This window comes from Enterovirga sp., from assembly GCF_035325185.1.
GTDB lineage: Bacteria > Pseudomonadota > Alphaproteobacteria > Rhizobiales > Beijerinckiaceae > Enterovirga.
This window is the reverse complement of sequence record NZ_DAOLAJ010000088.1, coordinates 1-14,599: the sequence shown is the minus strand read 5'-3', so window position 1 is coordinate 14,599 and position 14,599 is coordinate 1. Positions and strand designations below refer to the sequence as shown.

The window sequence follows — 14,599 nt, the reverse complement described above, 5'->3', positions numbered from 1 at the left end:
GCGGCCAGTTCCGCGGGCCTGCGGGGCGGAAGCGGGATGGCGATGGGCGCGGCGGCCACGGGCGTCGGCGGCGGCGTCAGCGCGGCGCCGCCCATGCCCGGCGGCGGCAGGGACGGCGCCGGGGGAGGCGGAGCGGCCGGCGCGGCCGGCCTCGCATCGCCGCCGAAGAAGGAGAAGAAGCTCCGCGCTCCCCCGTCGCTGTCGTTGGCGTTCGCGACGCGCGTGCGGGCGACCGGGGCGCCGATCTCCTCGTCCTCGTCCTCCCCGCCGCCGAAAAGGCTGGCCCACAGGCTCTTGCGGCGCCCGCCCTCGGCATAGGTCGAGTAGCCCGCGACCGTCCCGCCCCGGGCCAGGATCGCCGCCTTGGCTTCCTCGTAGCCGGCCATGGGCGTGCCGCTGCGGGGGATGTGGACGGTGCGCCCGTCCGGGAAGAGGCGGGCGAGCTGCGCGTCGGGCAGGCGCGGCCAGGACCTCACGCCGCCGGCATCCAGGTGAACGAACTGATGGCGCGAATGCGGATAGAAGCCGACGCCGCCATGCTGGAGCTTGACGCCGATCTCGCGCACCCGCGCCATCGACACGCCTTCCAGGAAGAAATCCATCGCCTTGCCGCGCATGTGCTGGCTGAACTCGGCGACCCCGCGCGAGCGGCGGCGCAAGGCGGCGTTGGTCTCGGGCGAGCGATAGCCGGAATTGATGTGGATCGGCCCGCTGGCGCGCGCCTCGCGATAGACCTGCCAGACGATGTCGAAGAGCTTGGGGTCCATCTGGACCTGCTCGTCGATGCGCCAGTCGCGCAGGATCCAGTTCAGCTGGCGCAGCCCCTCGGTCACGTATTGGCCGTTGCGGCGATAGGTGATCGAGGCCGATTCCTTGGTGTGCTCGTGGTAGAGGTCGAGTGTGCGGGTATCGCCGTTCGCGGCCGCGTTTTGCAGGCTCGCGGTGCCGCAGACGAGAAGCGCGGCGGCGGCGGCGAATCCGCCCGCCATCCGGCGAAGTCGGCGCAGGCGATGCCACGAACGGTCTGTCACACCTTGCGCCTCCCGGATCGCTGCGCGGGGTTGCCGCCGTGGGGGTTAACGAGACGTTAACGCCGGCTGTTTTCCCGCTGCAAAAGGTCTTGGCCGAGGTTGCCTTGCGGCCCCCGGCGGTATTGATGGCAGAATGATCCGACGCCGTCGACACGCCGAAGAGCCCCCCCGGCAACTCGACGGACAAGGTGGCGATCGGGACACACCCCGGCGCCTCGCCGCCATCCTTCTCATGTGCGTGGCCGTCCTGTGCTTCGCCTGCCTCGACACCTGCGGGAAATGGGCGAGCCGCTACGTCGATCCCCTGGTCACCGCCTGGTTCCGCTACATGGTGAGCGTGGCGCTGCTCTCCCTGTTGCTGAACGGCTGGACCCGGCCGCGCATCCTGCATTCGAACCGGCTGGCCCTTCAGATCCTCCGCTCGCTGCTGCTCTTCGGCTCGACGGTGCTGAACTTCATCGCGCTGCAATATCTGCAACTGACCCAGACGATCTCGATCCAGTTCGCGATGCCGCTCCTCGTCGCGCTGCTGGCCGGCCCGATCCTCGGCGAATGGGCGGGCCCCCGGCGCCTCGCCGCCATCATGGTCGGCTTCCTCGGCGTGCTCGTCATCACGCGCCCGGGCACCGCCTCCCTCCACCCGGCGATGCTGCTGACGGTGGCGAATACCGTTTGCTACGCGCTCTATGCGATCCTGACCCGCATGCTCGCGGCGCACGATCCGCCCGCCACCACCATGACCTATGGCGGCTTCGCGGGCGTCGTCCTCCTGACGCCCATCCTGCCCTTCGTCTGGACCACGCCGCCGAACCTCCATGTCCTGGCGGCCCTTGCCGGCACCGGCCTCCTCGGCGCGCTCGGCCACGGGCTGCTCACGGTCGCCCATAGCCGGGCGCCCGCCTCGCTGCTCTCGCCCCTCGTCTATACGCAGATCCTCTGGACCACGGCCCTCGGCTATTTCGTCTTCGGCGACGTTCCCGACCGCTGGACCCTGGTCGGCGCCGGGATCGTGATCGGGTCGGGCCTCTACCTGCTCTCGCGCGAGCGCGCCGTGCGGGCGCAGCGGAAAGGCTGAGCTTTCGATCTCAGGCGGCCCGGTCCTTCGCCGCCGAGCGCACGCCGGCCGCCAGCTCGGCGGCGAGGGCGGTGACGCGCGCGACGGTGTCGGGGCCGGCTTGTCCGTCCTCCCCCAGGGAGGCCCGCACCGCATCGACGAAAGCCGAGCCGACGACGACGCCGTCGGCTCCCCGCGCCACCGCCGCCGCGTGGTCGCGCGTGCGGACGCCGAATCCGACCACCACCGGCAGGCCGGTATGGCGCTTGATTCGCGCCACCGCCGCCGCGACGCGGTCGAAATCGGGGGTCGCGGTGCCGGTGATGCCGGTGATCGAGACGTAATAGACGAAGCCCGCCGTGTTGCGCAGCACGGTCGGCAGGCGGGCATCGTCGGTGGTCGGCGTCGCGAGGCGGATGAAGGCGAAGCCCTCCGCCAGGGCCGGCAGGCAGAATTCGTCGTCCATTTCCGGCGGCAGGTCGACGATGATGAAGCCGTCCGCCCCCGCCTCCCTGGCGTCGGCGAGGAAGCGCTCGACGCCGTAGACGTAGATCGGGTTGAAATAGCCCATCAGGATGACGGGCGTGTCCTGGTCCTCGGCGCGGAAGCGGCGCAGGAGATCGAGCGTCCTGGCGGTCGTCTGCCCGGCCTTCAGCGCGCGAAGGCCGGCGGCCTGGATGGCCGGCCCGTCCGCCATCGGATCGGTGAAGGGCATGCCCAGCTCGATCACGTCGGCGCCGTTCCGGGCGAGGCCGGAGACGATCTTGAAAGCGGTCTCGGGATCGGGGTCTCCGGCCATGACATAGGTCACGAGGGCGGCCCGCCCTTCGCGGCGGCATTGGTCGAAACGGGCGGTCAGGCGTGCGGTCATGGCCGCGGGGTACAGCAGAAAGGAGCCTAGATCGAGCCCGACTTGAACCAGACGCAATTCGTGTAGGCGACGGTGGGATCCATGCCGCCGCGCGGCCGGGCGGCGGGGTTCGGGCGCCCGTTCTCGCCGAGATCGACCGTGAGCTTCGAGCCGCCGTCGATCTGCTCCGAGTAATAGCAATATTGGTGCGTCGGGCTCTTCTGCTCGCTCGAGGTGAAGTTCCACCCGGTGACCACCTGGCCCGAGCCGTGCGGCACGTTCTTGAACACCGTGAAGGCGGTGTTCACGGCGGCCTGCGAGGCCGGCTTCTGGCCCTCCCCGAGCTGGCTTTCGGTCGGGCGCGGGACGGGAGAGGAGACCGCGAGGCGCGATTCGGGATCGAGCTTCACCGTCCCTTCCGTCTTGAAGGTGACCGTCTGGAGGGCGTCGGCCACGGCGCGCGCCACGAGGTCGGCCTCGATGGCGGGGGCGCGGCTATAGGTCCAGCCCAGAAGGGCGGCGCCCGTCCCGAGCCCGATCATCGCGCAGACGAGCGCCCAGCCGGCGAGGCGCCAGAAGGCCGCCTTGGCGTTCAGGATGCGCGCATCGGCCTTGATGCGGGCATTGACGGCGCCGGCGAGGACGCGGTTCTCGGGCGTGTTGGGGATTTCCAAGGCTCAGCGCCTCCTCAGCGTCCCGTCTCGACGACGCGCAGGCCGCCTGGGGGAGGATGCGGGCCGGGCGCCGGCTGCGGCCCTGCCGCCGGCTGTGGCCCTGCCGCCGGCTGCTCGGGAGGAGCGGCCTCGGGCAGTTCCTCCTCCCTGAACCTGCCCTTGCCGCGTCCGAGGGCGGCCTCGGCTGCCTGGCCTGCTTCCTCGCGCGCCTGGCGCAGGATCTCGGCCGCGAACGGTTCCAGGATGAAGGAGCCGGCCCGCTCGTCGATGAAGACGGAATCCTCGTCCCGCAGGCGCTCGACGGCGGTCAGGGCGAGGAGCGTCGCGGCGAGCGAGGCGCCGATCGCCGGGATGAAGACGAAGAAGAACAGGAAGGAGTGGATCTCCTTGTCGGTCACCTGGCCCGGATCCTTGAAGAACACCATGGCGGTGAAGCTGTGGAGCTGCGAGCGCATCACCGCGTCGCGGTAGTTCACGGCCGCCTCGCTCGCGGCGCGGTCGACGGCGCCGCGGTCGAGCTTGGCCCGCTCGGCCCGCGCCGCGTCGAGCCGGTCGGATGCCTCGCGCCGGTCGCGCTGGGCGTTCGAGAGGCTCGTCTTCATCGCGTCCATGCGCGGATCGGTGGTGCAGCGCGTGCCGGTCACGTGGCGGCCGTCGCGGGTCGTCGTCACGACCTTGAAGCAGCGCTGCGGGGGCAGGGCGCCGAGTTCCGTATTGCCGTCCTTGAGGCGCTTTTCCGCCTCGGCGAGCTGGGTCGTGCGCTGCGCGACCACCGCGTCGGCATCGGTGATCTGGCGGTCGAGCGTCGCCTTGGCGGCCACGGCGTCCCCGAGCTTCGCCTGGGCGGTCACCGCCTCGGTGAGGCGCGGGCGGAACATGATCTCGCCGAGCTGGGAGATGGACTTGACCGTCACCGCGGCCGCGCCGATCACGCCGATGGCCGCGATCACGCGCAGCACCTTGGAGGGCTGGGTGCGGATCGAGACCGCGAGCGGCACGCGGCTGAACTCGATCACCCCGTAGGCGACCGGCGCCAGCAGCATCATCCAGAAGGCGAGCGGGTCCTTCCCGGCATAGATGGAGGCGAAGAGCCACGGGCCCGCGAGCGAGGTCGCGACGACGATGCCCTCGATCACGAAGGCGAGCGTGAGACGCTTGTAGGAGATGCTGTAGCCGCGCTCCAGGTCGCGGGCCCGCCGGGCCGCGATGCGCGCGTCGCGCGGGTCGGGAATCGAGAAGGTAACGGCGTCCGCCATGCGGCCTCATTCGGAAAGTCGAGCCCGGTCTCCCCCCGCTCCGACCTCTCCATGGGGCCTAAAGCATGAACCGCGGTGCAATAATGTGGCGGCCCGGCCACGGGGCCGTCGCATTCGCATGCGTCCGCCTCACCGCCGCCTCAGCCACAGGCTGGTCTCGCGCGCGCCCGGAACGAGGGGGAGGCGGGAGAGAATCCCCTGTGACAGGCGGTCGGGGCGGCGGGTCGCGATCCAGTGGCTGGCGAAGACGAGGTCCCAGCCCCCGCCCCCGATCAGCGCCGCGACGGGAATGGATTCGTTGTATCCGCGCCAGGACCACTCCTCGGGATAGGGGTCGGGCAGGAGGATGTCGTGCCAGTGGACGAGGGTCCCGGCGGGCAGGCGCGGCAGGACGTCGCCCACGATGCGGTCCACGTCCGAGCCCGGCATCGCGACATGGCTCGAATCGACGAAGAGGATGTCGGAGGCGCCGAGATCGGCGAGCGCCGGATCGGCCTCCGCGAGGAGGCGCCGCTCGTGCGTGACGCCGAGCCCGGCGAGGTCCGCGCGCGGGGCGGGGTCGATCGCGACGATCCGTGTGGGAAGGCCGCCGTCGCGGACGGCCCGGGCGAGGAAGCGCGTCGAATGGCCCGAGCCGATCTCGACGATGCGCCGCGGCTGCTCCCGGCGCACGAGCGCATAGGCCGCCGCGGCGTCGAGGCGGGGGAACCAGTCCTGGTCGAAGCGCGCCGGGCCTTCGCCTGCGAGGATGCGCGCGAATTGCGGCGCGAAGCCCTCGATCGCCTCGAACAGTTCCTCGAAACGCGCATCGGCGGCCTCGAAGAGCGGAGCGAGAGCCGGATAGGAGCCGGGCCTCGCCTGCGCGGCATGCCGGGAGGGAATGAAGAAGCCGAGCGGGCGCAGACCCAGCACCGTCGCGAGGCCGAAGCCGAGCCGGCGCGCGCGCCGTCTCATGTTTTTCCGCGCCGTCAGGGATGGGGCGGCGGCGGGGGCGGCTTGGTGCCCGGCTCGGGCACGCCGGCCGGGATCGAGCGCGACATGCGCTCGCGCCAGGCGGCGGCGAGACGGGCGCGCTCGAAGAGCAGGACGACGACGATCGCCGCCGCGAAGGGCAGGAGGAGGTAGAAGAGCCGGAAGACGAGGAGCGCGGCGATCACGTCGGCCTTCGGCACGTCCGGCATCATGGCCACGAAGATGAGTTCGAGCACGCCGAGGCCGCCCGGCGCGTGGCTGATCAGCGCGGCGGAGAAGGAGGCGAGGAAGGCGCCGAGCACGATCATGAAGCCGGGATTGGTCGCCTCCGGCAGCGCGAAATAGATGATGCCGGCCGCCCCGATCAGCTCGAGCGGCGCCGCCACGAGCTGGCGGACCATCACGTTGGGGCGCGGATAGGAGAGGTGGAACTTGCGGATCACCAGCGGGCGGAAATGAAGGAGCGAGCCCGCGACGTAGAGCGCGACGAAGGCGAGGCAACCGAGGCCGAAGACGCGCGCGGTGGTCGGGTTGGCGAGGGTCGCGGGGACGCGGTCGGCGACGCGGCCGAGCAGGTCCGGCTCGTAGGTGAGGACGACGCCCATCAGGAGGACGGTGCCGAGCCCGAAGGTGAAGGAGCACAGGGCGACCAGCACCGCCACCTGCGCGGCCGAGAGGCCCTTGGACGTATAGGCCCGGTAGCGCACGAGGGCGCCCGAGAAGACCGAGGCCCCGATATTGTGCGAGAGGGCGTAGGTCGTGAACGAGGTCAGCGAGACGAAGAGCCAGGAGATGTGGCGCACGCCCAGATGGATGAGGGCGATGCGATCGTACCAGGCGAGCGCGGCATAGGCGAGCAGGGTCGATGCGAGCGCGAGCGCGTAGTGCCGGGGCTCGATATGATACAGGCTCGCCCAGATGTCGGCGAGCGAGAGCCCGCGCAATTCGCGATAGAGGAGCCAGCCGGACACGATCACGGCCGCGAAGCCGATCAGGGGCCAGACGAATTCCTTGACGTTCTTCATGGCCCCTCCGGATCGGACGTCGCCGAGCCGCGCGCGTTCTGCCCGAGTGCCGGCCCGCCGGCAAGGCCGGGCGGACATGGCCTTTCGACCCGAAGAGGGCGCGAGGTCAGAGGCAGTCGCGGCGGGCCTGTTCGAGCGCCTGGGCGAAGCCGTTGAGGGAATAGCGGTCGGCCGTCTTGTTGCCGCGGGCGGAGAGGGCCTGGAGCGTCAGCGTCGAGCCCTTGGACATGCTGCCGATCACCGCCGCCTCCTCGGAGGGGGTCTTGATCCAGGCATTCTCGCCCACGGTGATGAGATCGTAATGGGTGCCGCCGATCACGAGGCTTCCGGGCCCGTTGTTCTTCGTCTTGAAGTTCAGGACCGCGGCGATCTCGTTGCGAACCTTCTCGCCCGGGCGGAAGGAGACGAACAGGTAGGCCTTGGTGTCCTTCAGGTTCGCGGGGCTGCGGCTCTTGGGCTCGGAAAGGGCGTAGCACAGCTTGGAGCGGCCGTTCTGTGCCGTATAGGCTCCCCAGTCGCCGAAGCTCGCGACGAGCTTGGCGCCGCCCGGCATGCTCGATTTCGCCTCGGCATTGGCGGTTTTCTTCGGCCCTGCGGCGAGGGCGGGTGCGGCGGCGAGCGGCAGCGCCAGGGCGGCTGCGGTCAGGAGGGAAACGCGCACAGACATATCCATCGGGTTACGACGATCAGGATTAACAAAGTCCTATAGCCTTGCCGGAAGACCCGCGCGAGGAGGCCGCTCGACGCGGGCCTTTCCCGTTCACGGGCGCCCCGACAGGCGCTACAGGCGATGCATTCAGGGAGGTGCCGGTGAAACTGGACAATAAGGTGGCGGCGGTGGTGACGGGGGGTGCGTCCGGCCTCGGGGAGGCGACCGCGAGGCTGCTGGCCAATTCCGGCGTGCGCGTCGCCGTCTTCGACATGAACGAGGAGCGCGGCGAGATCGTCGCCGAGGATGCGGACGGGATCTTCTGCCGCGTCGACGTCACGAGCGACGAATCCGTCGCCGCGGGCCTCGCGCGGGCGCGGGCGCGGCACGGCGTCGAGCGGATCCTCGTGAACTGCGCCGGGATCGTGCCGGGCTGCAAGACCGTCTCGCGCCACCACGAGACCGGCGCCTATGTCCCGCACGACATGGCGACCTTCAGGACCGGGATCGAGGTCAACCTCATCGGCACCTTCCGCATGATCGCCGCCTGCGCGGCGGCGATGGCCGGGCTCGAGCCCGCGACGGGCGACGGCGCGCGGGGCGTCATCGTCAACACCTCCTCCATCGCCGCGCAGGACGGGCAGATCGGCCAGGCTTCCTATGCCGCCTCGAAGGCGGGCATCGCCGGATTGACGCTGCCCGTCGCGCGCGACCTCGCGCCGCTCGGCATCCGCGTCGTCACCATCATGCCGGGGCTTTTCCAGACGCCGATGGTCGAGGGACTGCCGCCCGAGATCCGCAAGGCGCTGGAGGCCACGATCCCCTTCCCCTCCCGCCTCGGCAAGCCCCAGGAATTCGCCAAGCTCGTGCGCGCCGTCGTGGACAACGACATGCTGAACGGCGCATGCATCCGCCTCGACGGCGCCCTCAGGATGCAGCCGAAATAGGGACCGCACCCGCCTCTCCCCGCGAGCGGGGAGAAGCAGGCGCGGCTCAGCCCCCGCCGGCCTCCGCGAGCAAGGCCGCCTGGTGGTCCGCGATCAGCGGGTCGACGACCTCGTCGAGCGCGGTTCCGGCCATGACCTCCTCGAGCTTGTAGAGCGTCAGGTTGATGCGGTGGTCGGTCACCCGCCCCTGCGGGAAATTGTAGGTGCGGATGCGCTCCGAGCGGTCGCCCGAGCCCACCTGCGAGCGCCGGTCGGCGGCGCGGGCGGCGTCCTTGGCGGTGCGCTCCTGGTCGTAGAGGCGCGAGCGCAGGAGCGCCATGGCGCGGGCCCGGTTCTTGTGCTGCGAGCGCTCGTCCTGGACGAAGACCACGATGCCGCTCGGCACATGGGTGATGCGGATGGCCGATTCGGTCTTGTTGACGTGCTGGCCGCCGGCGCCTTGGGCGCGCATGGTGTCGATCTTGAGGTCGGCATCGTTGATGACGATATCGACATCCTCCGCCTCCGGCAGGACCGCGACGGTCGCGGCGGAGGTATGGATGCGGCCGGACGCCTCGGTGTCGGGCACGCGCTGCACGCGATGCACGCCGGATTCGAATTTCAGCCGGGCGAAGACGCCCCGCCCCTCGATGGCGGCGACGATCTCCTTCAGCCCCCCGACCGTGCCCTCGCTCTGCGAGAGGATCTCGACCCGCCAGCCCTTCAGCTCGGCATAGCGCGCATACATGCGGAAGAGGTCGCCCGCGAAGAGCGCCGCCTCGTCGCCGCCGGTTCCCGCCCGCACTTCGAGAATCGCGCTCTTCTCGTCGGCCGCGTCCTTGGGCAGCAGCATGAGGTTCAGCGCGGCCTCCGCCGCCTCCACCGCGGCGGCGGAAGCCGGACGCTCCTCGACCGCGAGGGCGCGCATCTCCGCATCGAGCGCGGATTCGGCCAGCATGGCGTCGATGCCGGCCAGCTCGTCCTGCGCCGCGCGGCAGGCGCGAATCGATTCGACCACCGGGTCGAGTTCCGCCAGCTCCCGGGAGGCGGAGACGAAGACCTCCGGCTCCGGCCCCCCGTTGAGGGTCGCGGTGAGGATCGCGTGGCGCGCGAGGATCGCGTCGAGCTTGTCGGCGGGCGGGGCTGGCATCAGACGGGGATCTGGTGGCGTTCGGCGAAGGCGAGGAGCTTGGGGCGCAGGCTGTCCGGCGCCGGGTCTTCGGGGTCGTAGCCGTTCAGCGCCCCGGCGAGAAGTTCTGACAGGGGGCGGGTGTCGAGCGCGAGCAGCATCGCCTTGACCGGGCCGACCGAGGCGGCGGACATCGACAGGCGCCGCAGGCCGAGCCCGATCAGCGCCATGGCGTCGAGCGGGCGCCCCGCCATCTCGCCGCAGACCGTCACCGGGCAGCCGGCTTCCCCCGTCCGCTCCGCGATGAGGCGCAGAGCCCGCAAGGCGGCCGGGCTCAGCGCGTCGAAGCGCCCCGAGACCAGCTTGTTGTCCCGGTCCGCCGCGAACAGGAACTGCATCAGGTCGTTCGAGCCGACCGAAAGGAAATCGGCCCTGCGGGCGATCGTGTCGATCTCGAACAGGATCGAGGGCACCTCGACCATCGCCCCCATGGAGATGTGCTCCGGCAGGGCGGCCGATTGCCGGCGCAGGTAATCGAGCTCCCCCTCGACCAGCGCCTTGGCCCGCAGGAACTCGCCCGTATTCGCCACCATCGGGAACATGAGGCGCAGATGGCGCCCGGCGGCGGCCTTGAGCAGGGCGCGGGCCTGGATGCGCAGCAGCGCCGGCCGGTCGAGCGCGATGCGGATCGCGCGCCAGCCGAGCGCCGGGTTCTCCTCCTCGATGCGCGGCATGTAGGGCAGCAGCTTGTCGCCGCCGATATCGAGCGAGCGGAAGGTGACCGGGCGCTCGCCCATGCCCGCAAAGACCTCCGCATAGAGCGCCTGCTGGTCCTTCGCCGAGGGCATGCGCTCGGCGATCATGAATTGCAGCTCGGTGCGGAAAAGTCCGACGCCGGCCGCGCCCGTCTCCTCGAGATGGGGCAGGTCGACCAGGAGGCCCGCATTGAGCTGGAGCGTCACCTCGACCCCGTCCAGCGTGCGCGAGGGCCGGTCGCGCAGGAGCAGGTATTGCGCCTGGCGCCGGGCCCGCAGCCTCACCTTGACCGCGTAGGAGGACTGGATGTCGGCGGGCGGGCGGATCTGCACTTCGCCCGCATCCCCGTCCACGATGAGGGCGTCGCCGGCCTCGACGAGGGCGCTGACGTTCTCGACGCCGCTGACGACCGGGATCGAGAGGGCCCGCGCCACGATCGCGATGTGGCTCGTCTCGCCGCCCTCCTCCAGCACGAGGCCGCGCAGGCGCTTGCGGTCGTAGTCGAGGAGCGCCGCGGGCCCCATGGCGCGCGCCACCACGATCGCGTTTTCGGGAAGCCCGGCCGGCTCCGCCACGAGGTCCCGGCCGACGAGGCGGTGCAGGAGCCGGTTGGTCAGATCGTCGAGATCGTGCAGCCGCTCGCGCAGATAGGGATCGGTCGAGCGCATGAGGCGGGCGCGGTTGTCCGATTGCACGCGGTCCACCGCCGCCTCGGCCGTGATTCCGGTGCGGACCGCCTCGCGCAGCCGGCGCAGCCACCCCTGGTCGTTGGCGAACATGCGGAAGGTTTCGAGCACGTCGCGATGGTCGCCCTGGTGGGCGATGTCGCCGCGCTCCAGCATCTCGTCGATGGAGGAGCGCACGTCGGCGATCGCGGTATCGAGGCGGGCCAGTTCCGCGTCGAGGTCGGAGGCGATGATGTTGCGCACCACGACCCGCGGCTCGTGCAGCACGGCATGGCCGAGGCCGAGCCCGTCGGCGAGGGCGAGGCCGCGGCAATGGAGGGGACGCCGCGCGACCGTCTCGGTGCCGGGCTCGCCGAGCCCCGTCAATTCGCCCGAGGAGATCAGCTCCGCCAGCACCATGGCGGTCGTCTGGAGGGCCTCGATCTCCTCCTCGGTATAGACCCGGTAGGTGCGGTTCTGGACGACGAGGACGCCGAGCGTGTTGCCGGCCCGCAGCACCGGGACGCCCATGAAGCCGTGATAGATCTCCTCGCCCGTCTCGGGCTTGTAGGAGAAGGCCGGATGGGTCTGGGCGTCGGAGAGCGCGAGCGGCTCGGCGCTCTCGCCGATCAGCCCGACGAGGCCCTCGCCGACGCGCAGCTTCGTCTGGTGGACCGCCTCCCGGTTGAGGCCCTCGGTCGCGTAGAGTTCGAGCGTGTCGTCCGCGCGCATCACGTAGAGCGAGCAGACCTCGGAGACCATGTTGGCCGCGATCAGGACCACGATGCGGTCCAGGCGCGCCTGGGCGGGCACCGGCTCCGCCATGATCTCGCGGAGGCGGCGCAGAAGAACCCGCGGTCCGCCCGGCGCGCTTGGCATCGTTCCTACCCGCAACGAAGGCCGCGCAGCACATGCTGCCGCAAGCCCGGTTCGCGGCCGGGACTCTAGCCCTTGCCGAGGCCCTATAGCGAGAGGAAAGGGGCCGGGGCAAGGCCCGGCCATCGCATATGCACCATGTGATTGCATGAGCCTCGCGGGCTATGCGGGGGCTTCCGGGACCTCAGGCCGCGGGCATGCGCTCCTCGACGATCCTTGCCCAGAGCGAGACGCCGTAGGGGATGGCGCTGTCGTCGAAATTATAGGCCGGGTGGTGGCAGCCCGCCGAATCGCCGTTGCCCATGAAGATATAGGCGCCGGGGCGCTTCTCCAGCATGTAGGAGAAATCCTCCGCGCCCATCTCGGGCGGGATGTCCGTCCGCACCTTCCGGCCGACCTTGGCCGCAACGCCGGCCATGAACTCCGTCTCGGCCGCGTGGTTGAAGGTCACCGGATAGCCGCGCTGGTACTCGACCGTGGCCTTTGCCCCGAAGGCTTCGGCGGTCGCCCGCACGACCGATTCGATGCGCGCCTCCATCAGGTCGCGGGTCGCGGGCTTGAGCGTGCGCACCGTGCCCATGAGATGGGCGTGCTGGGGCATCACGTTGTAGGTCTCGCCGGACTTGAAGGAGCAGACCGACAGCACCGCCGAATCGAGCGGATCGACGTTGCGCGCGACGATGGACTGGAGCGCGACGACGATCTGGGCGGCGCAGAGCAGCGTGTCGATGTTGCGGTTGGGCTGGGCCGCGTGCCCGCCCCGTCCTTCGACATGGATGAGGAAGCGGTCGGCGGCCGCCATGATCGGCCCCTGGCGGATGGCGAATTCCCCGACCGGCGTGCCGGGCCAGTTGTGCATGCCGTAGACCTCCTGGATGCCGAAGCGCTCCATGAGGCCGTCGCGGACCATCGCGTCGCCGCCCCCGCCGCCTTCCTCGGCCGGCTGGAAGATCACGATCGCGGTCCCGTCGAAGTTGCGCGTCTCGGCGAGATACTTGGCGGCGCCGAGCAGCATGGCGGTATGGCCGTCATGGCCGCAGGCATGCATGAGGCCGGGATTGCGCGAGCGGTAGGGGAGGTTGGTCTCCTCCTCGATCGGCAGCGCGTCCATGTCGGCGCGCAGGCCCACGACCTTGCCGCTCGCCGCGTTCCGCCCCCTGATGACGCCGACGACGCCGGTCTTGCCGATCCCGGTCACGACCTCGTCGCAGCCGAAGGCGCGCAGCCTGTCGGCGACGATGCCCGCCGTCCGGTGCACCTCGAAGAGAAGCTCCGGGTGGGAATGGAAATCCTGCCGCCAGGAGGCGATTTCGGGGACGATCTCGGCGATGCGCGGATGGACGGTCATGATCGGCTCTCGTGGCCGGGGGCGCGGCCCCCTTGCGGTTCCGGCCTTCATCTGAGGGGAGGGCTCGCCGCCCGTCAATCGCCGGCGGGGCGCAGGAGGTCGGGCCGGCGCTCGCGCGTCAGCCGCCGCGCCTCGGCGAGGCGCCATTCGGCGACGGCCTTGTGGTTGCCGCCGAGCAGGATGTCGGGAATCGCCTGCCCCTCCCATTCACGGGGGCGGGTATAGTGCGGGTATTCGAGGAGGCCCGATTCGAAGCTCTCCTCAGTCTCCGAGGCGGCGGCGCCCATGACGCCCGGCAGGAGGCGGATGCAGGAATCGAGCACGGCGAGGGCCGCGATCTCGCCGCCCGACAGGACATAGTCGCCGATCGAGGTCTCTTCGAGCCCGCGCCCGGCGATGATGCGCTCATCCACCCCCTCGAAGCGCCCGCACAGGATGACGAGCCCCGGCCCCGCCGCCAATTCGCGCACGCGCTTCTGGACGAGAGGCGCCCCGCGCGGCGACATCAGGAGCCTCGGGCGCGGATCGCCGGGCGGCGCGGCGGCGTCGAGGGCGGCGGCGAGTACGTCGGCCCGCATCACCATGCCGGGCCCGCCCCCCGCGGGGGTGTCGTCGACGGCGCGATGGCGGCCGATCCCGTGCCGGCGGATATCCTCGGTCTCGAGGCTCCAGGCGCCCCGCGCCAGCGCCTCCCCCGCGAGGGAAAGGCCGAGAGGCCCCGGAAACATCGCGGGAAAGAGCGTGACGACCGAGGCGCGCCAGGAGGAGGGGGGGGCTGATGCCGTCACGGATCGCCGCCTCAATCCAGCATCAGCTTGAAGCCTTCGTGGCTCATGGCGAAGCCGAGATTCGTGTAGAAACGATGGGCGTCCTCACGCCGCTTGTCGCTGGTGAGCTGCACGAGGCCGCAGCCTGCCTCGCGCGCCTTCGCGATCAATTCGCCGACGAACCAGCGGCCGAGACCCCGGCCCCGGGCGCCCGAGGCGATGCGCACCGATTCGATGAGCCCGCGCTTCATGCCCCGCCGGGAGAGGCCGGGAAGGACGGTCAGTTGCGCGCAGCCGATCACGCTGCCCGATCGCTCCACGACCCAGAAGGTCGAGCGCGGATCCGCCGCGATCTCCTCGAAAGCCCTCGCCACCGCCGCGTCGGCGCCGCCCTCGCGGTTGCGGCCCAGGATGTCGTCGGCCAGCATCGCCATGACGGCCGGCAGGTCCTCCCGCCGCGCGGGACGCAGGAAGGCGTCAGCGCTCATCGTCGTCCTCGTCGAGCCAGCCTTCCGGCGGGGCGATCGCGAGGCGCCCGCCCGCGACGTCCACCTCCGGCACGAAGGCGCGCGTGAAGGGAAGGAGCGCCGTCCGGCGCCGTCCGGGAAGGGCGATCTCGAG

14 protein-coding genes are annotated in these 14,599 nt (G+C 70.8%); 2 read left to right on the top strand and 12 right to left on the bottom strand.

Annotation, left to right across the window (positions count from 1 at the left end; genetic code table 11):
• Nucleotides 1-989, bottom strand: a 989-nt coding sequence (locus tag PKD06_RS15115) for a DUF882 domain-containing protein (RefSeq protein WP_324381486.1), incomplete at its 3' end; no start/stop codon positions are given.
• Between the two features lie 175 nt (nt 990-1,164).
• Here PKD06_RS15115 and PKD06_RS15110 point away from each other — a divergent pair.
• Nucleotides 1,165-2,106, top strand: coding sequence for a DMT family transporter (locus PKD06_RS15110; RefSeq protein ID WP_324381485.1), 942 nt, complete (start codon nt 1,165-1,167; stop codon nt 2,104-2,106).
• Between the two features lie 10 nt (nt 2,107-2,116).
• On the opposite strand, the gene trpA is transcribed toward PKD06_RS15110, so the two are convergent.
• The 6 genes from trpA to PKD06_RS15080 form a co-directional block, all read right to left on the bottom strand.
• Nucleotides 2,117-2,956, bottom strand: coding sequence for a tryptophan synthase subunit alpha (gene trpA, locus PKD06_RS15105; protein WP_324381483.1), 840 nt, complete (start codon nt 2,954-2,956; stop codon nt 2,117-2,119).
• 26 nt (nt 2,957-2,982) lie between these two features.
• The gene (locus PKD06_RS15100; protein WP_324381481.1) at nt 2,983-3,609 is read right to left on the bottom strand and encodes a hypothetical protein; all 627 of its coding nucleotides are present in this window, start codon (nt 3,607-3,609) and stop codon (nt 2,983-2,985) included.
• Between the two features lie 14 nt (nt 3,610-3,623).
• Nucleotides 3,624-4,865 carry an ATPase gene (locus PKD06_RS15095; RefSeq protein WP_324381479.1) on the bottom strand — a complete coding sequence of 414 codons (1,242 nt, stop codon included), beginning with the start codon at nt 4,863-4,865 and terminating at the stop codon, nt 3,624-3,626.
• A 129-nt stretch (nt 4,866-4,994) separates the two neighbouring features.
• Nucleotides 4,995-5,819 (bottom strand): class I SAM-dependent methyltransferase, encoded by an 825-nt coding sequence (locus PKD06_RS15090; RefSeq protein ID WP_324381477.1) that lies wholly within the window; start codon nt 5,817-5,819, stop codon nt 4,995-4,997.
• A gap of 14 nt (nt 5,820-5,833) precedes the next feature.
• Nucleotides 5,834-6,862, bottom strand: a complete 1,029-nt coding sequence (locus tag PKD06_RS15085; RefSeq protein ID WP_324381476.1) for a lysylphosphatidylglycerol synthase domain-containing protein — start codon at nt 6,860-6,862, stop codon at nt 5,834-5,836.
• 106 nt (nt 6,863-6,968) lie between these two features.
• Complete coding sequence (locus PKD06_RS15080; protein ID WP_324381473.1) at nt 6,969-7,523, bottom strand: hypothetical protein; 555 nt, start codon at nt 7,521-7,523, stop codon at nt 6,969-6,971.
• Between the two features lie 149 nt (nt 7,524-7,672).
• Here PKD06_RS15080 and PKD06_RS15075 point away from each other — a divergent pair, with 149 nt between their 5' ends.
• Entirely contained in the window at nt 7,673-8,458 is a 786-nt protein-coding gene (locus PKD06_RS15075) for an SDR family NAD(P)-dependent oxidoreductase (protein WP_324381472.1), read from the top strand.
• 46 nt (nt 8,459-8,504) lie between these two features.
• On the opposite strand, the gene prfA is transcribed toward PKD06_RS15075, so the two are convergent.
• The 5 genes from prfA to PKD06_RS15050 all read right to left on the bottom strand — a co-directional run bounded on the left by prfA (nt 8,505) and on the right by PKD06_RS15050 (nt 14,466).
• Complete coding sequence (gene prfA, locus PKD06_RS15070; RefSeq protein ID WP_324381470.1) at nt 8,505-9,587, bottom strand: peptide chain release factor 1; 1,083 nt, start codon at nt 9,585-9,587, stop codon at nt 8,505-8,507.
• Nucleotides 9,587-11,866, bottom strand: coding sequence for a phosphoenolpyruvate--protein phosphotransferase (gene ptsP / locus PKD06_RS15065; RefSeq protein ID WP_324381468.1), 2,280 nt, complete (start codon nt 11,864-11,866; stop codon nt 9,587-9,589). Before ptsP ends, prfA begins: the two co-directional genes overlap by 1 nt.
• Nucleotides 11,867-12,047: 181 nt before the next feature.
• Entirely contained in the window at nt 12,048-13,211 is a 1,164-nt protein-coding gene (locus PKD06_RS15060) for a M20 aminoacylase family protein (RefSeq protein ID WP_324381467.1), read from the bottom strand.
• Between the two features lie 74 nt (nt 13,212-13,285).
• Entirely contained in the window at nt 13,286-13,999 is a 714-nt protein-coding gene (trmD, locus tag PKD06_RS15055; protein ID WP_324381465.1) for a tRNA (guanosine(37)-N1)-methyltransferase TrmD, read from the bottom strand.
• A gap of 11 nt (nt 14,000-14,010) precedes the next feature.
• A complete protein-coding gene (locus PKD06_RS15050) occupies nt 14,011-14,466 on the bottom strand; it encodes a GNAT family N-acetyltransferase (protein ID WP_324381463.1) in 456 nt (151 codons plus the stop codon).
• Nucleotides 14,467-14,599 lie beyond the last annotated feature (133 nt).